Annotated in this window: 18 protein-coding genes; 2 read left to right on the top strand and 16 right to left on the bottom strand. The window is 58.0% G+C overall.

Annotation, left to right across the window (positions count from 1 at the left end; translation table 11 throughout):
- Nucleotides 1–38 precede the first annotated feature (38 nt).
- The 9 genes from purF to pdxB form a co-directional block, all read right to left on the bottom strand.
- Nucleotides 39–1556, bottom strand: a complete 1518-nt coding sequence (gene purF, locus AC4IBF_RS06270) for an amidophosphoribosyltransferase (RefSeq protein WP_139963160.1) — start codon at nt 1554–1556, stop codon at nt 39–41.
- Nucleotides 1557–1589: 33 nt separating this feature from the next.
- Nucleotides 1590–2078 (bottom strand): colicin V production protein, encoded by a 489-nt coding sequence (gene cvpA / locus AC4IBF_RS06265; protein ID WP_000262116.1) that lies wholly within the window; start codon nt 2076–2078, stop codon nt 1590–1592.
- 165 nt (nt 2079–2243) lie between these two features.
- Nucleotides 2244–2942 carry a cell division protein DedD gene (gene dedD / locus AC4IBF_RS06260; RefSeq protein ID WP_045402682.1) on the bottom strand — a complete coding sequence of 233 codons (699 nt, stop codon included), beginning with the start codon at nt 2940–2942 and terminating at the stop codon, nt 2244–2246.
- Complete coding sequence (folC, locus tag AC4IBF_RS06255; protein ID WP_491463207.1) at nt 2932–4200, bottom strand: bifunctional tetrahydrofolate synthase/dihydrofolate synthase; 1269 nt, start codon at nt 4198–4200, stop codon at nt 2932–2934. The genes dedD and folC overlap by 11 nt, the downstream gene beginning before the upstream one ends.
- 70 nt (nt 4201–4270) lie before the next feature.
- The gene (gene accD, locus AC4IBF_RS06250) at nt 4271–5176 is read right to left on the bottom strand and encodes an acetyl-CoA carboxylase, carboxyltransferase subunit beta (RefSeq protein WP_111965256.1); all 906 of its coding nucleotides are present in this window, start codon (nt 5174–5176) and stop codon (nt 4271–4273) included.
- 154 nt (nt 5177–5330) lie between these two features.
- On the bottom strand, nt 5331–5990 hold the full coding sequence (locus AC4IBF_RS06245) for a DedA family protein (protein ID WP_008502599.1): 660 nt from the start codon (nt 5988–5990) through the stop codon (nt 5331–5333).
- Between the two features lie 28 nt (nt 5991–6018).
- On the bottom strand, nt 6019–6831 hold the full coding sequence (gene truA, locus AC4IBF_RS06240; RefSeq protein ID WP_111965254.1) for a tRNA pseudouridine(38-40) synthase TruA: 813 nt from the start codon (nt 6829–6831) through the stop codon (nt 6019–6021).
- On the bottom strand, nt 6831–7844 hold the full coding sequence (locus AC4IBF_RS06235; RefSeq protein ID WP_491463206.1) for an aspartate-semialdehyde dehydrogenase: 1014 nt from the start codon (nt 7842–7844) through the stop codon (nt 6831–6833). The genes truA and AC4IBF_RS06235 overlap by 1 nt, the downstream gene beginning before the upstream one ends.
- A gap of 67 nt (nt 7845–7911) precedes the next feature.
- Nucleotides 7912–9048, bottom strand: coding sequence for a 4-phosphoerythronate dehydrogenase PdxB (gene pdxB, locus AC4IBF_RS06230; RefSeq protein WP_111965253.1), 1137 nt, complete (start codon nt 9046–9048; stop codon nt 7912–7914).
- A gap of 113 nt (nt 9049–9161) precedes the next feature.
- Here pdxB and flk point away from each other — a divergent pair, with 113 nt between their 5' ends.
- On the top strand, nt 9162–10166 hold the full coding sequence (gene flk / locus AC4IBF_RS06225; RefSeq protein ID WP_045402671.1) for a flagella biosynthesis regulator Flk: 1005 nt from the start codon (nt 9162–9164) through the stop codon (nt 10164–10166).
- Nucleotides 10167–10208: 42 nt separating this feature from the next.
- Here the strand turns inward: flk and AC4IBF_RS06220 are convergent, their stop codons facing one another.
- Complete coding sequence (locus AC4IBF_RS06220; RefSeq protein WP_133294865.1) at nt 10209–11387, bottom strand: MFS transporter; 1179 nt, start codon at nt 11385–11387, stop codon at nt 10209–10211.
- 207 nt (nt 11388–11594) lie between these two features.
- Nucleotides 11595–12812: a beta-ketoacyl-ACP synthase I gene (fabB, locus tag AC4IBF_RS06215; RefSeq protein WP_014832795.1), complete on the bottom strand. Its 1218-nt coding sequence runs from the start codon at nt 12810–12812 to the stop codon at nt 11595–11597.
- 158 nt (nt 12813–12970) lie between these two features.
- Here fabB and mnmC point away from each other — a divergent pair, with 158 nt between their 5' ends.
- On the top strand, nt 12971–14968 hold the full coding sequence (gene mnmC, locus AC4IBF_RS06210) for a bifunctional tRNA (5-methylaminomethyl-2-thiouridine)(34)-methyltransferase MnmC2/FAD-dependent 5-carboxymethylaminomethyl-2-thiouridine(34) oxidoreductase MnmC1 (protein WP_136195503.1): 1998 nt from the start codon (nt 12971–12973) through the stop codon (nt 14966–14968).
- A gap of 58 nt (nt 14969–15026) precedes the next feature.
- Here mnmC and AC4IBF_RS06205 read toward each other — a convergent pair whose 3' ends face one another.
- From AC4IBF_RS06205 to aroC, 5 genes are read right to left on the bottom strand one after another with little or no spacing between them, the layout of a single operon-like run.
- Nucleotides 15027–15305 (bottom strand): YfcL family protein, encoded by a 279-nt coding sequence (locus tag AC4IBF_RS06205; RefSeq protein ID WP_048029667.1) that lies wholly within the window; start codon nt 15303–15305, stop codon nt 15027–15029.
- A 13-nt stretch (nt 15306–15318) separates the two neighbouring features.
- Complete coding sequence (locus tag AC4IBF_RS06200; RefSeq protein WP_111965248.1) at nt 15319–15864, bottom strand: elongation factor P hydroxylase; 546 nt, start codon at nt 15862–15864, stop codon at nt 15319–15321.
- On the bottom strand, nt 15864–16673 hold the full coding sequence (locus tag AC4IBF_RS06195) for a sulfite exporter TauE/SafE family protein (RefSeq protein ID WP_136195504.1): 810 nt from the start codon (nt 16671–16673) through the stop codon (nt 15864–15866). The genes AC4IBF_RS06200 and AC4IBF_RS06195 overlap by 1 nt, the downstream gene beginning before the upstream one ends.
- The gene (gene mepA, locus AC4IBF_RS06190; protein ID WP_491463205.1) at nt 16673–17497 is read right to left on the bottom strand and encodes a penicillin-insensitive murein endopeptidase; all 825 of its coding nucleotides are present in this window, start codon (nt 17495–17497) and stop codon (nt 16673–16675) included. Before mepA ends, AC4IBF_RS06195 begins: the two co-directional genes overlap by 1 nt.
- A gap of 2 nt (nt 17498–17499) precedes the next feature.
- Nucleotides 17500–18585, bottom strand: coding sequence for a chorismate synthase (gene aroC, locus AC4IBF_RS06185; RefSeq protein ID WP_115875913.1), 1086 nt, complete (start codon nt 18583–18585; stop codon nt 17500–17502).
- Between the last annotated feature and the right edge of the window lie 7 nt (nt 18586–18592).

The raw sequence follows: 18592 nt of genomic DNA, 5'->3' as shown, positions 1-18592 counted from the left end.
GTTGCAAGTGAGGGCATTCGCCCTCACCTGCCGGAGCATCAACCTTCGTTGTGCATCTCTAAGCTTTCGAGATCGTTCTGCAGCTGGACGGCTTTGGCGTCGTCGTTGCGCAGTGAATCAAGATAGTCGAGGTACTGCTGGTCAACGTCTTTGGTCACGTAAATACCGTTAAACACGGAGCATTCAAACTGCTGAATTTCCGGATTCTCGGCACGCACCGCGTCGATGAGATCGTTCAGATCCTGGAAAATCAGGCCGTCGGCACCGATGATCTGGCGAATTTCATCCACTTCACGACCGTGAGCGATCAGCTCGTTGGCGGTTGGCATATCAATACCGTACACGTTCGGGAAGCGAATCTCCGGCGCAGCAGAGGCCAGGTAGACTTTCTTCGCACCCGCTTCGCGCGCCATCTCGATAATCTGCTCAGAGGTGGTGCCGCGAACGATGGAGTCATCCACCAGCAGAACGTTCTTGTCGCGGAACTCCGCGCGGTTGGCGTTCAGCTTGCGGCGCACGGACTTACGGCGCAGATGCTGCCCCGGCATGATAAACGTGCGGCCAACGTAGCGGTTCTTCACGAAGCCCTGACGGTATGGCTTATCCAGAATGCGGGCGATCTCCAGCGCGATATCGCAGGAGGTTTCCGGGATAGGAATAACCACGTCGATTTCGAGATCGTCCCACTCGCGGGCAATCTTCTCGCCCAGCTTGGTGCCCATGTTGACGCGCGCGCTGTAGACGGAAATCTTGTCGATGAAGGAATCCGGACGGGCAAAGTAAACGTATTCAAACAGGCACGGGTTACTGACCGGGTTATCGGCACACTGGCGGGTAAACAGCTGACCCTTCTCGGTGATGTAGACCGCTTCGCCCGGCGCAACGTCGCGCAGGAATTCGAAGCCCAGGGTATCCAGCGCCACGCTTTCAGAGGCAACCATATATTCAGTACGGCCATCGCCAAGGTCGCGCTTACCGAGCACCAGCGGACGAATGCCGTTTGGATCGCGGAAGGCGACCATACCGTGACCGATGATCATCGCAACGCAGGCGTACGCGCCGCGGATCTGACGGTTTGTCGCGGCAATCGCGGCAAAGATGTTGTCTGCTTCCAGCGGGTAGTGACGGAAGTTATCCAGCTCGCTGGCAAACACATTGAGCAGGATTTCAGAATCAGAGGTGGTGTTAATGTGGCGACGTTTCTCTTCGAACAGCTTTTTACGCAGCTCATGTGCGTTCGTCAGGTTGCCGTTATGGGCAAGGGTGATGCCATACGGTGAGTTGACGTAGAAAGGCTGTGCCTCGGAGGCGCTGGAACTGCCAGCAGTAGGATAACGAACGTGACCGATCCCCATATTACCTTGCAGACGCTGCATATGGCGGGCTTCAAACACATCGTTTACCAGGCCATTCGCCTTGCGTAAACGGAAGCAGTTGTTTGCATCAATGGTGATGATACCCGCAGCATCCTGCCCACGGTGCTGAAGCACCGTTAACGCGTCATAAATCGACTGGTTTACCGGCATGAAACCGGCGATACCGACAATACCGCACATTCGTCTTTTCCTCGTTAAGCCACATCTCAGGGTTTATGCCCTGGGCAAAAAACTCGACGAGCTTTGCAGATAGTCAAAGAACCATCTGATGATGAAGCTGAACTCTGGAATGAGCTGCGATTTCTGCCAGTCTTCGCTTTTGGAGAACCCGGTGAAGGTATCCAGGAAGAACAGGATCGCGGCCACAATCAGCACGCCTCGCAACGCTCCGAAACAGATCCCGAGCACCCTGTCCGTTCCTGACAGACCGGTTTTCTCGACCAGCTGACCTATCACGTAATTCACGATAGCGCCGACAATCAGCGTTGCGATAAACAGCACCGCGATGGCAATTCCGTTTCGGACCAGTTCATCTTCAAAGCCCGTGAACCAGACAGACAGGTAAGTGTAGTAATGACTGGCGACAAAGAAAGCACAACCCCAAGTCACCAGCGATAACGCTTCACGAACAAAGCCACGGATCAGGCTAACCAGACAGGAAAAACCAATCACCGCTATGATGGCGTAATCAATCCAGACCATATGTGTCCCACGATTAAACGCCCTGTCATCCAGTTCGGGGCGAATTCTAACAGAAAAAGAAAACGTTTGCGTAGGGATTTCCTTCCCGCGCGTAAATAAAAAAGGCGCTGAAAAAATGTTCAACGCCGTGGCTTATCGCCTCTCTCTTAAAGGAGCAGGTCGTACTTAGTTTGCGCTGTAGCCCATCACCACACCGCTCAGGCCGGAGATCTGCTTCAGCTCACCCAGCGACCCTTTCAGTTTGTCTTTAGACGCTTCTGGCCCCACGAGGATACGGGTAATTTTACCCTGCACCGGCGTGGAAGGTGAAGTGTAAACACGGTATCCCGCACTTCTCAGTTTGCTCACGACCTCGTTGACTTTGTCGGCGTTTTTCAGCGCACCGAGCTGCACCACGTAGGCTTTACCCGTTGGGGCAGCAGCTTCCTGCTGCGCCGGTTTTGCTGGCGGTGGGGTTTCTGACGCCGCGGCGAGCTGTTCTGCCGTTTTATCGCGCTGCGGTTTCGGCTGCGGCTTCTCAACCGGCTTCGGTTTTTCAACCGGTTTAGGCTGCTCTACCGGCACCGGATCGATATCGCTGCTGCTCGCTGCCGCCAGGCGAGACGGATCGAGCGACGGTGCTGCGGCATCGCCCGCGCGCACCTCTTCCGCCGCCCCTTCCGGTGGCTGAGCAGGGAGCGCCTGCGTCGCCGCGGGCAGCATATCCGGCTCATCGCGGTCACCCGGTTTAGGCACCAGCGGAATAGCGGCAAACTCATCCTGATAATGCTTTTTCTGCCCGTCGAGCAGCCCGGGAAGAATAATCACCCCGAGCGCGACCAGCACAATGGTTCCTGTTAAACGGTTCTGAAACTTACTCGCCACCGGTTCTCCCCGCGTCCATCACTTCCATGACATGTGCCACCGTGTGGAATGAACCACACACCAGCACGGTATCTTCTGGTTTAGCATCCGCCATCGCGGCATGCCAGGCCTGAGCCACGCTACTGTAGATTGCGCCTTTGCCGAGATGTTCCATCAGCTGCTCGGCCTTCGCGCCGCGCGGCCCCTCCAGAGGAGCACAATACCAGCTATCGACCACACTCTCCATGCAGGCCAGCGTCCCGCCGATATCTTTATCATGAAGCATACCGATAACCGCCAGCACGCGCCCGGTTTTTGGTAACGATTTGAGACGTCCCGCGAGATACGCCGCCGCATGCGGGTTATGCGCCACGTCCAGAATCAGGCGCGGTGACTCGCTGACAATCTGGAAACGCCCGGGCAGAATTGCGCTCTGAATGCCGTTGCGGATTGCCTGCTCGCTCACCACCAATCCGCTGGCGCGCAGTGCCGCCAGCGCGGTGGCCGCGTTCGGCTGCGGAACCTGCGGCAACGGCAAGTTATCCAGTGCCCCCTGCGCGTCGCTAAAGCACCAGGCGTTGTCACGCACTTCATACTGCCAGTCAACGCCGCGGCGCAGCAGACGCGCGCCCTTCTCATTTGCTACGTCTGCAATGGTGTGTGGCATATCCGGCTCGCCGACCACGGCGGGTTTATTTGCACGGAAAATACCGGCCTTCTCGCGGCCAATGCTTTCACGATCCGGACCCAGCCAGTCGATATGATCCAGCGCGATGCTGGTAACCACCGCCACATCTGCATTCACGATATTGGTTGCATCAAGACGTCCGCCGAGGCCAACCTCAAGGATCACCACATCCAGCTGCGCCTGTTTAAACAGCCACAGGGCCGACAGGGTGCCGTATTCAAAATAGGTTAATGAGATCTCGCCGCGCGCGGCTTCAATTTCCGCGAACGACGCCGTATGCGCGGATTCCGGCAGTTCGCGATTTTGCACGCGAACCCGCTCGGTGTAGCGGACCAGGTGTGGAGAGCTATAAACGCCTACCCTGTAACCGGCCGACATCAGGACGGACTCCAGCGTGCGGCAGGTCGTGCCTTTACCGTTGGTCCCTGCGACGGTGAACACGAAAGGTGCCGGTTTGAGCACATCAAGACGCGCGGCAACCTGGCTCACCCGTTCAAGCCCCATATCGATGGTTTTACTGTGCAGGTTTTCCAGATAAGAAAGCCACGCGGCCAGGGGCGACGTGGCTTGGGGAATGCTTTTATTTTCCATAATGCCCGGTTGTCATTAACAGATTAGAAAGCAAAAGGGCAGCGCCAACCGGCCCTGCCCTTTTCAGTTATCAGGCCTCGGGTTCCTGATCCGGTACCACCACGCCTTCGCGCGGCTCATCCGGGTTTGGCGCTGGCAGATTCATCAGCTTCGCCAGGATGCTCGCCAGCTTCAGGCGCATTTCCGGACGGCGGACGATCATGTCGATGGCGCCTTTCTCGATGAGGAACTCACTGCGCTGGAAGCCCGGCGGCAGTTTTTCACGAACGGTCTGCTCGATAACGCGAGGACCCGCAAAGCCGATCAGCGCTTTTGGCTCAGCGACGTTCAGGTCGCCCAGCATCGCGAAGCTCGCGGAGACGCCGCCCATGGTTGGGTCGGTCAGCACGGAGATGTACGGCAGACCGCGTTCCTGCATCTTCGCCAGCGCTGCTGAGGTTTTAGCCATCTGCATCAGAGACATCAGCGCTTCCTGCATACGTGCACCGCCGGAGGCAGAGAAGCAGATCAGCGGACAGTTATCTTCCAGCGCCTGCTCAACGGCACGCACAAAGCGCGCACCGACCACGGAGCCCATTGAGCCGCCCATAAAGGAGAACTCAAACGCAGCGGCAACAACCGGCATCCCATGCAGGGTGCCTTTCATGACGACCAGCGCGTCTTTCTCGCCGGTCTCTTTCTGTGCGGAGGCCAGACGATCTTTATATTTCTTGGAATCGCGGAACTTCAGCACGTCTTTTGGCTCAAGCTCGCTGCCCAGTTCTACCAGAGAACCTTCGTCCAGCAGGCTATGCAGGCGGTTGCGCGCCGACATACGCATATGGTGGTCACACTTCGGACACACCTCAAGGTTGCGTTCCAGCTCTGCGCGATACAGAACCTGACCGCAGCTATCACACTTCGTCCATACCCCTTCAGGAATGCTCGCTTTGCGCGTTGGGGTAATGTTGCTTTTAATTCGTTCAATCCAGCTCATTGATAACCTTTCTGCCTGAACCTGGTCGTATGCCAGTTTTGCTATAAGAGGCGAATAATGCCATTTTTGCCTCCAACAGACCATGAATGTTGCACATTAAAACATAACAGCCCGAAACTTTGGATAAAAAAGTGGTCGAACCGCCAGCGTGCATTTACTTCGCTTGTTTTGCCGCCGCACGTTTGTGACGAATAATTTCGATAACGCCAGGCAGTACGGAAAGCACAATAATCGCTACAATCAGTAACTTAAGGTTTTCCTGAACCACAGGGAGATCGCCAAACAGGTAGCCTGCGTAGGTAAACAGCAGTACCCACAGCAGCGCCCCCACGACGTTATACATGGCAAAATGACGATAGGACATATGTCCCATTCCCGCCACAAACGGTGCAAATGTGCGCACAATAGGCACAAAACGCGCAAGGATAATGGTTTTACCGCCATGGCGTTCATAAAACGCATGGGTTTTATCTAAATAGCTGCGACGGAAAATTTTCGAATCCGGATTGCTGAAAAGCCGCTCACCGAATACGCGACCAATCGTATAGTTGACCGCATCACCGACAATGGCGGCAATTACCATCAGCACAACCATAAGATGCACGTTCAGGTCATTGGTGGGTAACGCCGATAACGCCCCGGCAACGAACAGCAGTGAATCCCCTGGCAGGAATGGGGTAACGACCAGACCGGTTTCACAAAACAGAATGAGGAACAGAATGGCGTAAACCCAGACGCCGTACTGCGCGACCAGCTCCGCCAGGTGAACATCAATATGCAAAATGAAATCAATCAGAAAACGTATTACGTCCATATTGTCTAAGCCCTTATTGCACCTTTGTTTAGTCCGCTAAAAACAGCGGGCCCATTGGCGGTTTCGGCAGGTCAAATCGTTCCGGATAGTCTACTGAGACCAGATACAATCCTTCCGCTTTCGCCGTGGCTGCCGCAAGCGTTCTGTCCTTCGCTGCCAGCAGGTCTGCAATCCAGCTCTCCGGCTGGTGTCCGGCACCTACTTCCATCAGGCTGCCCACAATATTCCGAACCATATGATGTACAAAGGCATTGGCTTTGATATCCACCACCACATACGCGCCAAAACGGCTGACGTTGATGTGCATGACGTTGCGCCACGGCGTACGGGATTGACACTGCACCGCACGAAACGACGTAAAGTCATTTTCACCAATCAGACACTGCGCCGCGCGATGCATACGTTCTGCGTCGAGCGGTTCATAAAAATGCGTCACGCCCTGGCTCAACACAGCCGGACGCAGGCGCTGGTTGTAGATGACGTAGCGGTAACGGCGCGCCGTGGCGCTGAAGCGCGCGTGAAAATCATCCGGCACAGCTTTCACCCAGCGCACCGCAATGTCACCAGGTAAATTCGCATTTACGCCCAGCGTCCAGGCGGCATCCTTACGCACGGCGGTGGTTTCAAAGTGAACCACCTGCCCCGTGCCGTGAACGCCGGCATCCGTACGGCCTGCGCACAGGACGTTAATCGGCTCGTTTGCCACCTGAGAGAGCGCTTTCTCCAGCTTCTCCTGAACGCTGCGCACCTCATTTTGACGCTGCCAGCCATAATATTTACTGCCGTCGTATTCAATACCGAGGGCAATTTTATGAACCGGCGTTTGTTCCACGTCTGACATCAGTACAGGTACTCCTGCACCAGTTTTTCAGCGATCTTGACCGCCATCAGCGCGCCGCCGAAGCGAACGTTGTCGGCAACGGACCAGAACTGGACCTGCTCCGGCATACCGTAGTCGTTACGCACGCAGCCAACGGAAAGATGCGCGCTACCGGTAGCATCGCCTACCTGGGTCGGGAACTCGCTCTCTTCAGAGAGGACGATGTCTTCCCCGCGGCCAAACGCATCGCGCGCCTCTTCTGCAGCCAGCGGACGCAGCGCTTCAAAGCCGACCATCTGCGCATGACCGTAGAAGACCGGGGACTGTACGACGCTTGCGGAGATCATCAGGCCATCGTCCTGCAGAATTTTACGCACCTCATCGACGATACGGCGCTCTTCGCGCACGGAGCCCTCGCGATCCGGCAATAGCGGCAGCATGTTGAACGCCAGCTGGCGGCCAAAGAAATCATCTTCATCAATTGGAATGCCGTTCAGCAGCTTCGCGCTCTGCCCGGCCAGCGCGTCAACGGCCTTTTTGCCGTTTGCGGACGCCGACAGCAGGCTGGTGACGGTAATGCGCGACAGGCCGCCGTCGTCGATCAGCGGTTTCAGTGCAGTCAGCAGCTGGCTGGTCAGGCTGTTCGGCACCGCAATGACGTTACGGTTGCGGTAGTCAGCCAGCACAAACGTGTTCACGTCCGGCACCACCAGCGGCACATCCGGCTCCATGGAGAACAGGCCGCTCAGGTCAATCACCAGGCAGCCTGCGTTGGTCGCCTCTTCAACGTACGCCGCAGTGGCTTCAGCACCTGCAGCGAAAAACGCCAGCTGCGCCTGCGTCCAGTCGAACGCCGCCGCATCCTGAACCATGACGGATTTACTGTTAAAACGCAGATGCTCACCCGCGCTATCGGTACGCGCCAGCGCATAGATATCGCCCACCGGGAACTGACGCTCAGCAAGCGTTTCGAGCAGGGCTTCGCCCACGGCACCCGTGGCACCTAAAATGGCAATGTTCCAGCCTTCAGACATGGTGGTTTACTCCAGAAATAAAAAAGCGTCCCTGTCGGAGTATCCGACAGGGAGCATTAAGAAGACATTAATGCGCCGGGTGATGAACGGCGTTAAACCCCAGCTTGTGCAGCAGCGTCGCCGCCGGGGCGTCGTCGCACATCACATACAGGGAAGACCACTCGCGGCGCTCAACGTAGTTCTTGCGCAGCTTATCAAACTCGCCCGGGATCCCCGCCACTTTACGCAGCAGCGCATCATCGCGGCGCACATCATACACCAAATGCACCAGCCTTTTCAGCGTTGCCTGATCGAGCGGGCCGTGGAGAGTAATGCGGCCAAATTCAGGTGCGGGGAGTAAGGTATCCAGCGCCACCTGCTGCGGATGGCCGATAAACGCGCTGTAGGCCTCGAAGACCTGCGTCGTGCCGCGGGCTTTCCCTTCGAGGGTATAACCGGCGATATGCGCGGTGCCCACGTCCACCTTGTTAAGCAGCTCAACGTTGAGGTCCGGCTCCGGCTCCCAGACGTCCAGCACCACGCTGAGATCTTGTCCTTCGTTCAGACACGTCAGCAAGGCGGCGTTATCGACTACCGGACCACGACAGGCATTTATCAGAATAGTGCCAGCCTTCAGACGGCGAATGAGCGCCTCATCGGCAAGATGCAGCGACTTATACGGCCCCTCTTTAAACAGCGGCGTGTGGAACGTCAGCACGTCACACTGTTCAACCAGCTCGTCCAGCGAGCGGAAATCCCCGTCCTCGCCGTTGTCTTTGCGCGGCGGATCGCACAGCAGAGTGCGGATCCCTAACGCTTCCAGGCGCTTTTGCAGGCGCCCGCCGACGTTACCCACGCCGACAATCCCCACGGTGCGGTCTTTCAGCGCAAAACCGTCGCGCTCGGCCAGCATCAGCAGCGAGGAGAAAACGTATTCCACGACTGCAATGGCATTGCAGCCCGGTGCGGCGGAAAAACCGATTCCGGCCTGCTTCAGCCATTTATCATCCACATGATCGGTCCCTGCCGTTGCGGTCCCAACGAACTTAATCGCCTTACCGGCGAGCAACGCCTCATTTACTTTGGTCACCGAGCGCACCATCAGGGCGTCGGCATCGTCCAGTTCGTTGACCGGGATCGGGCGACCAGGAACAGCCTTTACGTTACCCAGGCGGCTAAACAGCTCACGGGCGTAAGGCATATTTTCATCAACGAGGATTTTCACGTCTGAGTACCTGTTTGAGAGGAAGAAAACCTGCCAAGTGTGCCATAATCTGGCCGCCAGGCATATACGTCTGCCAGGTTTACGCTGAGTTTTGACTTTAAGGATTTTTGACGATGCAGCCCATTTCAGGTACGCCGCCACGCCCTCCGGGTGAAGGCCCGGTCACGCCAAACGTTGCCGGTGAACAACCGCTATCCACGCAACAGCGCACCGTGCTGGAGCGACTGATCACGCGCCTGATTGCGCTGACTTCGCAGCAGAACGCGGAAGTCTGGGCCGGGGTAAAGCATGATTTAGGCGTGAGAAACGACGCACCGCTGCAGTCGCGCCATTTCCCGGCGGCCGAACAAAATCTGAACCAGCGTATTACGACCGCGCAGCAGAACCACACCACCCGCCAGATTGTTTCTCAGCTGACGGAGCTGCTGGGTCAGGGAAATAACCGCCAGGCGGTAAGTGATTTTATTCGCCAGCAGTATGGTCAGACCGCGCTGGGCCAGCTGACGCCCGACCAGCTCAAAACCGTGCTGACCCTGCTGCAGAATAACGAGCTGTCTATTCCGCAGCCACAGGTGCGCCCGGCGACCGAGCGTCCGCTGCTGCCCGCGGAGCACAATACGCTCAAGCAGATGGTGACGAAGCTGGCAGCGGCCACCGGCGAGCCGACGAAGCTTATCTGGCAATCCATGCTGGAGCTGTCCGGCGTGAAGGCGGGTGAGTTAATCCCGGCCAAACAGTTTACTCATCTGGTGACCTGGCTTCAGGCGCGCCAGACGCTCAGCACCCAGAGCGCCCCTACCCTGCATACCGTCCAGGCCGCGCTGAAACAGCCGCTTGAGCCGCACGAGTTCGAGGTGATTCGGGATTACGCCCAGCAAAACTGGCAGGCCACGCCGCAGACGGTACTGACCACCGCGCAGGTGCAGGATCTGCTCAACCAGATCTTCGTTCGCCGCGCAGAGCGTGAAGGCGGCGTGCCGGAGGTAAGAAACATTCAGCCGATCTACAGCCCGCTGTTTGCGCCGGTCGTGGAAACCTTCAGAACGCTCTCCGCGCGTCCGGGGTTGATGTTTATTGCGCTACTGATTGCACTGGCGATTTTCTGGCTGGTTGTCTGAGGTTTGGCCCGGTGGCGCTGCGCTTACCGGGCCTACAACGGCTCAAGCCCTGCGAAACGCCATCAGCGTCACAATAATCCCAACCACCGCGGAAACCGCACCTGCCAGGAAGACGGACGGATAGCCAAACGAGGTGGCTAACACCCCGGCCAGCGGTCCGGTTACCCCGTATGAGATATCCTGAAACGCCGCATAGCCGCCCAGCGCCGTACCGCGCACCTGCGGGGCTACGCGCTTCACCACTTCAACACCCAGCGCCGGGAAGATCAGTGAACAGCCGCAGCCGGTCAGCGCCGCACCAAGCAACGCAACGGAAGCCACGGGAGCATTCCACAGCAGCAGCAGACCGATGGTCTCAATCACCAGCGACGCCACCGCCACCTTCACGCCGCCAAAGCGATCCGGCATCCAGCCGAAGAAGACGCGCATTAGCACAAACGCGCCGCCAAAAGCGGTGAGCGTAAAACCGGCCATCGCCCAGCCACGGCTCATAAAATAGAGCGAAACGAACGTCCCAATCACCGCAAAACCCACGCCCTGCAGCGCCAGGCCAAGACCCGGCTGCCAGATTTGGCCTACCACGCTCCACAGGGAAGAACGCTCGCCTTTGTGCGCGGGCACCTTACGCACCGAGCCGTTAAACGCCCACGCCAGCAGAGGTAAAACCATGGTGGTTGCGGCCAATGCCGCAAATCCAAACTGGCTATTGATAAGCAGCCCAAGCGGCGCACCGGCAGCCAGCGCGCCATAGATGGCCATACCGTTCCAGGACATCACCTTACCGGAACGAGCAGGCCCCACCAGCCCCATTCCCCAGGTCAGGGTGCCGGTCAGCAGCTGGCTTTCACCGAAGCCAAGAATTAAACGGCCCAGCACCAGCAGCGCAAATTTATACGCGGCATCGACCGGCAGTAGAGCCGCCAGCAGCCAGGCGCCGCCCGCCAGCCCGCAGGCAAACATGCCCTGCAGCGCCGAGCGCTTGGCACCGTGCTGATCCGCCAGCCGTCCGGCGTAGCCGCGGGTTAATACCGTGGCTAAAAACTGAATGCCCACGGCAATGCCGACCATGGTGTTGCCATAGCCCAGTTCCTGATGAACGAAAAGCGGGATCACCGGCAGCGGCAGGCCAACGGTCATGTAGGTCAGGAATACCGCAAAGGCGATACGGAACAGCGAAACGTTCGCTGAAGGGGTTGTTTCTGTTTGAGTTACTGCAGTCATGCTTTACTCCGAAATGAAGAGTAAGGCGGGAAAATGCCACGCCCCCTCTACCTGGTTATCAGGATTAAGGCGCGTTGGTTGACGTTAAACGCTTACGCATTATCGTGAGGATAATGTTGAGGGGGGAAGTTTGCCTGTGAGATCAGCCGCTTGTCAATGCATAAAAAAGGGAGCCTTATGGCTCCCTTTCGGAATCAAACTTAAAACTTATGCTTTCAGCTTACGCATAACCAGCGTGGCGTTGGTACCACCGAAGCCGAAGCTGTTTGACATGACGGTAGTCAGCGTCGCTTCCGTTGGTTTGGTCACGATGTTCAGGCCGGCAGCCTGCTCGTCCATCTCTTCAATGTTGATGCTTGGCGCGATAAAGCCGTTTTCCAGCATCAGCAGAGAGTAGATCGCTTCCTGCACGCCAGCCGCACCCAGAGAGTGACCGGTCATGGCTTTAGTCGCGGAGATCGCCGGGCTGTTGTCGCCGAAGACTTCACGGATCGCACCCAGCTCTTTCACGTCGCCTACCGGAGTAGAGGTACCGTGGGAGTTCAAGTAGTCGATTGGGGTGTCAACGCCGTGCATCGCCATCTTCATGCAGCGCACCGCGCCTTCGCCGGATGGCGCAACCATGTCGGCGCCGTCAGACGTTGCACCGTAGCCAACGATTTCAGCGTAGATGTGCGCGCCACGTGCCAGGGCGTGCTCCAGCTCTTCAACCACAACCATACCGCCGCCGCCCGCGATGACGAAACCGTCGCGGTGCGCATCGTAGGTACGGGAAGCTTTGTCCGGAGTCTCATTGTACTTGGTGGACAGTGCGCCCATCGCGTCGAATTCGCAGGCCATTTCCCAGCCCAGCTCTTCGCCGCCGCCAGCAAATACGATGTCCTGTTTACCCAGCTGGATCTGCTCAACAGCATTACCGATGCAGTGCGCGGAGGTCGCACACGCGGAGCTGATGGAGTAGTTCACACCGTGGATTTTGAACGGGGTCGCCAGGCATGCGGAAACCGCAGAACCCATGGCTTTAGTAACCACGTACGGACCTACCGCTTTCAGACCACGCGGGCTACGCATTGCGTCAGCACCGAATACCTGCGCTTTAGATGAGCCGCCGGAACCGGCAATCAGACCCACGCGCGGGTTGTTCTGATAAACCTCTTCGCTCAGGCCGGAATCTTTGATCGCTTCCTGCATGGAGAGATAAGCATAAATAGAGGCATCGTTCATGAAACGAACCACTTTGCGGTCAATCAAACCGGTGGTGTCCAGTTTGACGTTACCCCATACGTGGCTGCGCATACCTGAATCTTTAAACTCTTCAGAGAAAGTGATCCCGGAGCGTCCTTCACGCAGAGATGCCAGGACTTCCTGCTGGTTATTACCGATGCTGGAAACAATGCCCAGGCCAGTAATCACTGCACGTTTCATTCAATACCTCTGTAAGTCGCACTATAGTAAGTTTCGAGTCGCACAATAGCGTACACTTGTACGCCGAACAAGTCCGATCAGACATTTTCTGCGGAAATTTGCACCGATGGACTCACATCGTTAAGATCGTGCCACTGCCTGTCAGACGAGTAACTTACGTGAAACAAAACGCTATACAACCCGCCAACCTCGAATTCAACGCTGAGGGTACACCTGTTTCCCGAGATTTTGATGACGTCTATTTTTCTAATGATAACGGACTCGAAGAAACTCGCTATGTTTTCCTCGACGGAAACCAGCTCAGCACCCGCTTCCCGGAGCATCCGCGGAGCCTGTTTGTGGTCGCGGAAAGCGGATTCGGTACCGGGCTCAATTTTCTGACCCTCTGGCAGGCGTTTGACCAGTTTCACGCTGCCCACCCTGAGGCTACGCTACAAAGATTACATTTCATCAGTTTTGAAAAATTCCCGCTCACCGCGCACGATCTGCGGCTCGCTCATCAGCGCTGGCCAGAGCTTGGTGCTTGGGCGGAGCAGCTTCAGGCGCAGTGGCCACCCCACATCGGCGGCTGCCACCGTCTGATTCTGGACGGCGGACGCGTGACGCTGGATTTATGGCTTGGCGACATCAATGACCTGACCGATACGCTCGATGATTCGATGAATCAGACGGTGGACGCCTGGTTCCTTGACGGCTTTGCCCCCGCCAAAAACCCGGACATGTGGAGCCAGCATCTGTTTAGCGCGATGGCGCGGCTGGCGCGCCCGGGCGCAACGCTTGCCACCTTCACCTCGGCAGGCTTTGTCCGCCGCGGACTACAGGAGGCGGGCTTTACCATGCAGAAAACCAAAGGTTTTGGCCGCAAGCGCGACATGCTGGTCGGCAGAATGGAGCAGACTCTGGATATCCCCGCCAGTGCTCCCTGGTTTGCGCGCCGCGCCAGCGCATCACGTGAGGTGGCGATAGTTGGCGGGGGGATCGCCAGCGCTCTGCTGTCTCTCGCGCTTCTCCACCGCGGCTGGCAGGTCACGCTCTACTGTGCTGACGACGCGCCAGCACGCGGCGCGTCCGGCAACCGCCAGGGGGCGCTCTATCCGCTTTTAAGCGCGCACGACCCGGCCCTGTTCCGTTTTTTCCCGGCAGCGTTTACCTTCGCTCGTCGCCTGTACGATGCCCTGCCGGTGGCGTTTGACCATGACTGGTGCGGCGTGACGCAGCTCGGCTGGGATGAAAAGAGCCAGCAAAAAATCACGCAGATGCTGTCGCTGGGTCTGCCTGACGAGATTGCCCGTGCGGTAAGTGCGCAAGAGGTGGCAGAGACCGCTGGCGTGGAAACCGGGTGTGGGGGCATTCAGTATCCGCTCGGCGGCTGGCTGTGCCCGGCTGAACTGACCGCGGCAGCCATTGCCCTGGCGCAGTCGCGCGGGCTGACGGCGCATTATGCTCGCAAGGTTGAATCGTTGAGCCGGACAGAACGCTGGAATCTGCGTTTTGCCGATGGCAAAGAGGCGAGTCATGCCAGCGTTGTGCTGGCAAACGGGCATAACATCAGCCAGTTTACCCAGACAGAGTCATTGCCGGTTTATCCGGTCGGCGGCCAGGTAAGCCATATTCCTTCCGCGCCTGAACTGAGCAAACTGCGTCAGGTGCTGTGCTATGACGGCTATCTGACGCCGCAAAATCCGTCTAACGGCCACCACTGCATCGGGGCCAGCTATCATCGTGGCGAAACGGATATGCGCTACAGCGAAGCGGATCAGGCCCAGAACCGCCAGCGCCTGATTGACTGCTTCCCGGATGCGGCGTGGGCGAAAGAGGTTGACGTCAGCGAGGGTGACGCGCGCTGCGGCGTGCGCTGCGCCACCCGCGATCATCTGCCGATGGCGGGAAATGTGCCGGACTATGATGCGACGCTTGAGGTTTATCAGGACCTTGCTAATAACCGGGATAAAGCGGTGAGCGCTCCGGTTTATCCGGAACTGTATATACTCGGCGGGCTGGGTTCTCGCGGGCTGTGTTCTGCGCCGCTGCTGGCCGAAGTCTTAGCAGCACAAATGAGCGGAGAGCCGATTCCGCTGGACAGAATTACGCTTGCGGGCCTGAATCCGAATCGATTGTGGGTGCGGAAACTGCTGAAGGGGAAGAAGATTAAATAGGGTGCGTTCCGGGGCCCTCACCCCGCCCCTCTCCCACAGGGAGAGGGTGGTGAAACACTTACTTCGCTTTTGCCTGCTGGAACAGGTTGTCCCACATGCCCAGCACCAGAGACTGGTCGCGCGGAGAGAGTTCCCCGGCCTGAATGGCTTTCTCCAGACTGCGGGTCACTTCTTCGTGAACGGCGTCGGCAGAGTGATCGTCCCCCGCTTCAAGCTCGGCTACCGCGAGCGTCAGGTGACCACGCAGATAACCGCTGGCGAACAGCTCATCATCGCTGGCGTGTTCCACCATGTCATCAATTAACGCCAGAATGCGTGATTCAAATTCTGCGATCATCTTCTTTCCTCTGTTAAAGATCTTCCGGCCAAGGGAAGCATTCCGCCGCGATCGCCGGCGTGTGGTAATAATTCTGTAAGGCCTCGATCAGGCGCGCCGGACGTTCCGGGATGCCTTTCTCAAGATATTCCATCACCTGCGCATGCACGCGGCGCTGGAAGACGATACGGTCTGGCTCGAAGTCGCCTTCGAGGTTGTCACAGCTGACGTTGAACGGGAAACCCGCCGCGACGCAGAACAGCCATTCCAGCGCCTGTGGTTTGACTTCCACATCTTCAAACTGCCCCTGCGTCGCGGCGTCACGTCCGTCCGGGCAGTACCAGTAACCAAAGTCTACCAGCTCGCGCCGCGCTTTTCCGGCGATGCACCAGTGCGAAATCTCGTGCAAGCCGCTGGCGTAAAAGCCGTGGGCAAAGACGATGCGGTTATACGGAACCTCGTCATCTGCAGGAAGATAGATCGGTTCGTCGTCGCCTTTAATCAGACGGGTATTAAAATCGTCAGCAAAACAGCCGTCGAAAATCTCAATCAGCTGTTCGTATTTATGCGTACTGTTCATTAGTGTATCCCCAACCAGGTGAGGATCTCCTGTCCATGGCTGTCATAAAGTAGTTTGGCGCTCATCACGGCCGAGACGATGACGATCATCGGGCGAATCAGTTTTTGCCCTTTGCTTAATACCAGGCGCGAGCCCGCGCGCGCGCCCAGGAACTGCCCTGCCATCATCACAAACCCGGTTGCCCAGATAACCTTGCCACCAATGATAAACAGCAGCAGGCCGCCGACGTTCGAGGTGGCGTTGAGCACTTTGGCATGGGCGGTGGATTTGGCGAGGTTAAACCCGGCCAGCGTCACGAACGCCAGCGCGTAAAACGAGCCTGCCCCCGGGCCGAAGAAACCGTCGTAAAAACCGACGCAGCCCCCGGCAATCAGGGCAAACGGCAGGCCGTGAAGACGACGCTGGCGGTCTTCCTCACCGAGCTTTGGCATCAGCAGGAAGTAGAGACCGATGCAGATAACCAGAACCGGCAGGATCTGGCGCAAAATATCCGACTGCACGTGCTGCACCAGCAGCGCGCCCGACGTGGAACCAATAAAGGTCATCAGGATATTGAGCTTCTGATCGGCCAGGCTCACCACCTTGCGGCGGATAAAATAGAGCGACGCCGAGAGCGAGCCGCCGCAGGCCTGAAGCTTGTTGGTGGCAAGCGCCTGCGCCGGGCTCATGCCCGCCGCCAGCAGCGCGGGTACGGTTAATAACCCGCCGCCGCCCGCAAGGGCATCAATAAAACCGGCCAGCATGGCCACGAAGAACAGCACCACCAGCAGCAGCGGTGACACCATAAACAGATCGACGAAATTATCCATTAAAGTACATGCTCATCCAGTAGCGCCTGGCAGGAAGGCGGCAGCGGAGGCGGTATCTTCTTCTCAGGCTTAGAGGTTCCAGGTTTTGCCGGTTCAAACCAGCTTTGCAGTTCCGCACCGCAGCCATCGCCTGGCGGAGGTAGCGGCTGATCTTCACATTCCAGGCTATTCGCCGGGCAGCGCAGACGAACGTGCATGTGCGCACGATGCTGGAACCACGGCCGCACTTTGCGCAGCCAGTCACGATCGATTCCGGCATCCAGACAGAGCTGCTGCTTGATGGCCGGGTTAACGAAAATCCGCGTGACGTCGTTATCTTCTGCCGCCAGCTTGATCATGCTGGATACGTCCCGCGTCCACAGGGACGGCACAACGCGCTTGCCGTCGCTCGCCACCAGATCCAGCGCCTGCGGTTTCAGCAGTTGGGCTGCGGTCCAGCGGGCTTTCGGCAGCTGCAGGAAGATATCCACATCCAGTCCGGTCTGGTGACTGGCGTGTCCACCGTTAAAACGACCGCCGGCAGGCATCCCCATATCGCCGATCAGCATCGTGCCCAGCCCCAGGTTATGAACCTGGTTTCCCAGTCGCTGAATGAACAGCACCAGATCCGGGTGGCCGAAGTAACGACGCTGGTCGGTACGCATCACCTGATAGGTCTCCGATTGCAGCGGAAGTTCCTGCGCGCCCACGATACAGCCGTTGGAAAAAGCGCCGATCGACTGCGCGCTCCCCGCCACCGGATGGGTGATTTTTTGCCACGGTGTGGCGGCCAGACTGGCTCCACTGGCCAGCAGCGCCAGCAGAGCAATTGCGGTTTTTTTCATGTTTACCAGCGTGGAATGGTGGTCGTCACATCCGCATTCTGCGCGCGCTGGCGCAGGAAGTGATCCATCAGCACGATCGCCAGCATCGCTTCTGCGATCGGCACCGCGCGGATCCCCACGCACGGATCGTGACGTCCTTTGGTGATCATCTCAACTTCTTCGCCATCGCGGTTAATCGTGTGGCCCGGCACGGTAATGCTGGAGGTTGGCTTCAGCGCGATGTTGGCAACAATCTGCTGCCCGCTGCTGATCCCGCCCAGGATGCCGCCCGCGTGGTTGCTCTGGAAGCCCGCTTTCGTGATTTCGTCGCGGTTCTGGCTGCCGCGCAGGGATACCACGTCAAAACCGTCGCCAATCTCAACGCCCTTCACCGCGTTGATGCTCATCAGCGCGTGGGCGATGTCGGCGTCGAGACGGTCAAATACCGGCTCGCCCCAGCCTGGCGGGACGCCATCGGCCACCACGGTCACTTTCGCCCCGATGGAGTCGCCCTCTTTTTTCAGGCCGCGCATCAGTTCGTCCAGCGCGTCCAGCTTGTCGGCATCGGCACAGAAGAACGGGTTTTGCTCGACCAGATCCCAGTCTTTGATCGCCAGCGGAATGTCGCCCATCTGGGTCAGACAGCCGCGGATAACGATGCCAAATTTCTGCTGCAGGTATTTTTTGGCAATGGCGCCAGCCGCCACGCGCATTGCGGTTTCACGGGCGGAAGAGCGTCCGCCGCCGCGATAGTCGCGGAACCCGTACTTTTGTTCGTAGGTATAGTCGGCGTGGCCCGGACGGAACACGTCTTTGATGGCGCCGTAGTCCTGGGAGCGCTGATCGGTGTTTTCGATCAGCAAACCGATGCTGGTGCCGGTGGTGCGGCCTTCAAAGACGCCGGAGAGAATTTTGACCTGGTCCGGCTCGCGACGCTGCGTGGTGTAGCGAGAGGTGCCCGGACGACGACGGTCGAGGTCGTGCTGTAAATCGGCTTCGGTCAGTTCGATGCCTGGCGGTACGCCATCAACGATACAGCCCAGCGCCAGCCCGTGTGACTCGCCAAAGGTGGTCACGCGGAATAACTGTCCAATAGTGTTTCCTGCCATCACGGCT

Source organism: Enterobacter sp. Taxon_8 (assembly GCF_058354585.1).
Note: the sequence above shows the minus strand (reverse complement) of the source record. Positions and strands in the feature narration are given on the sequence as shown.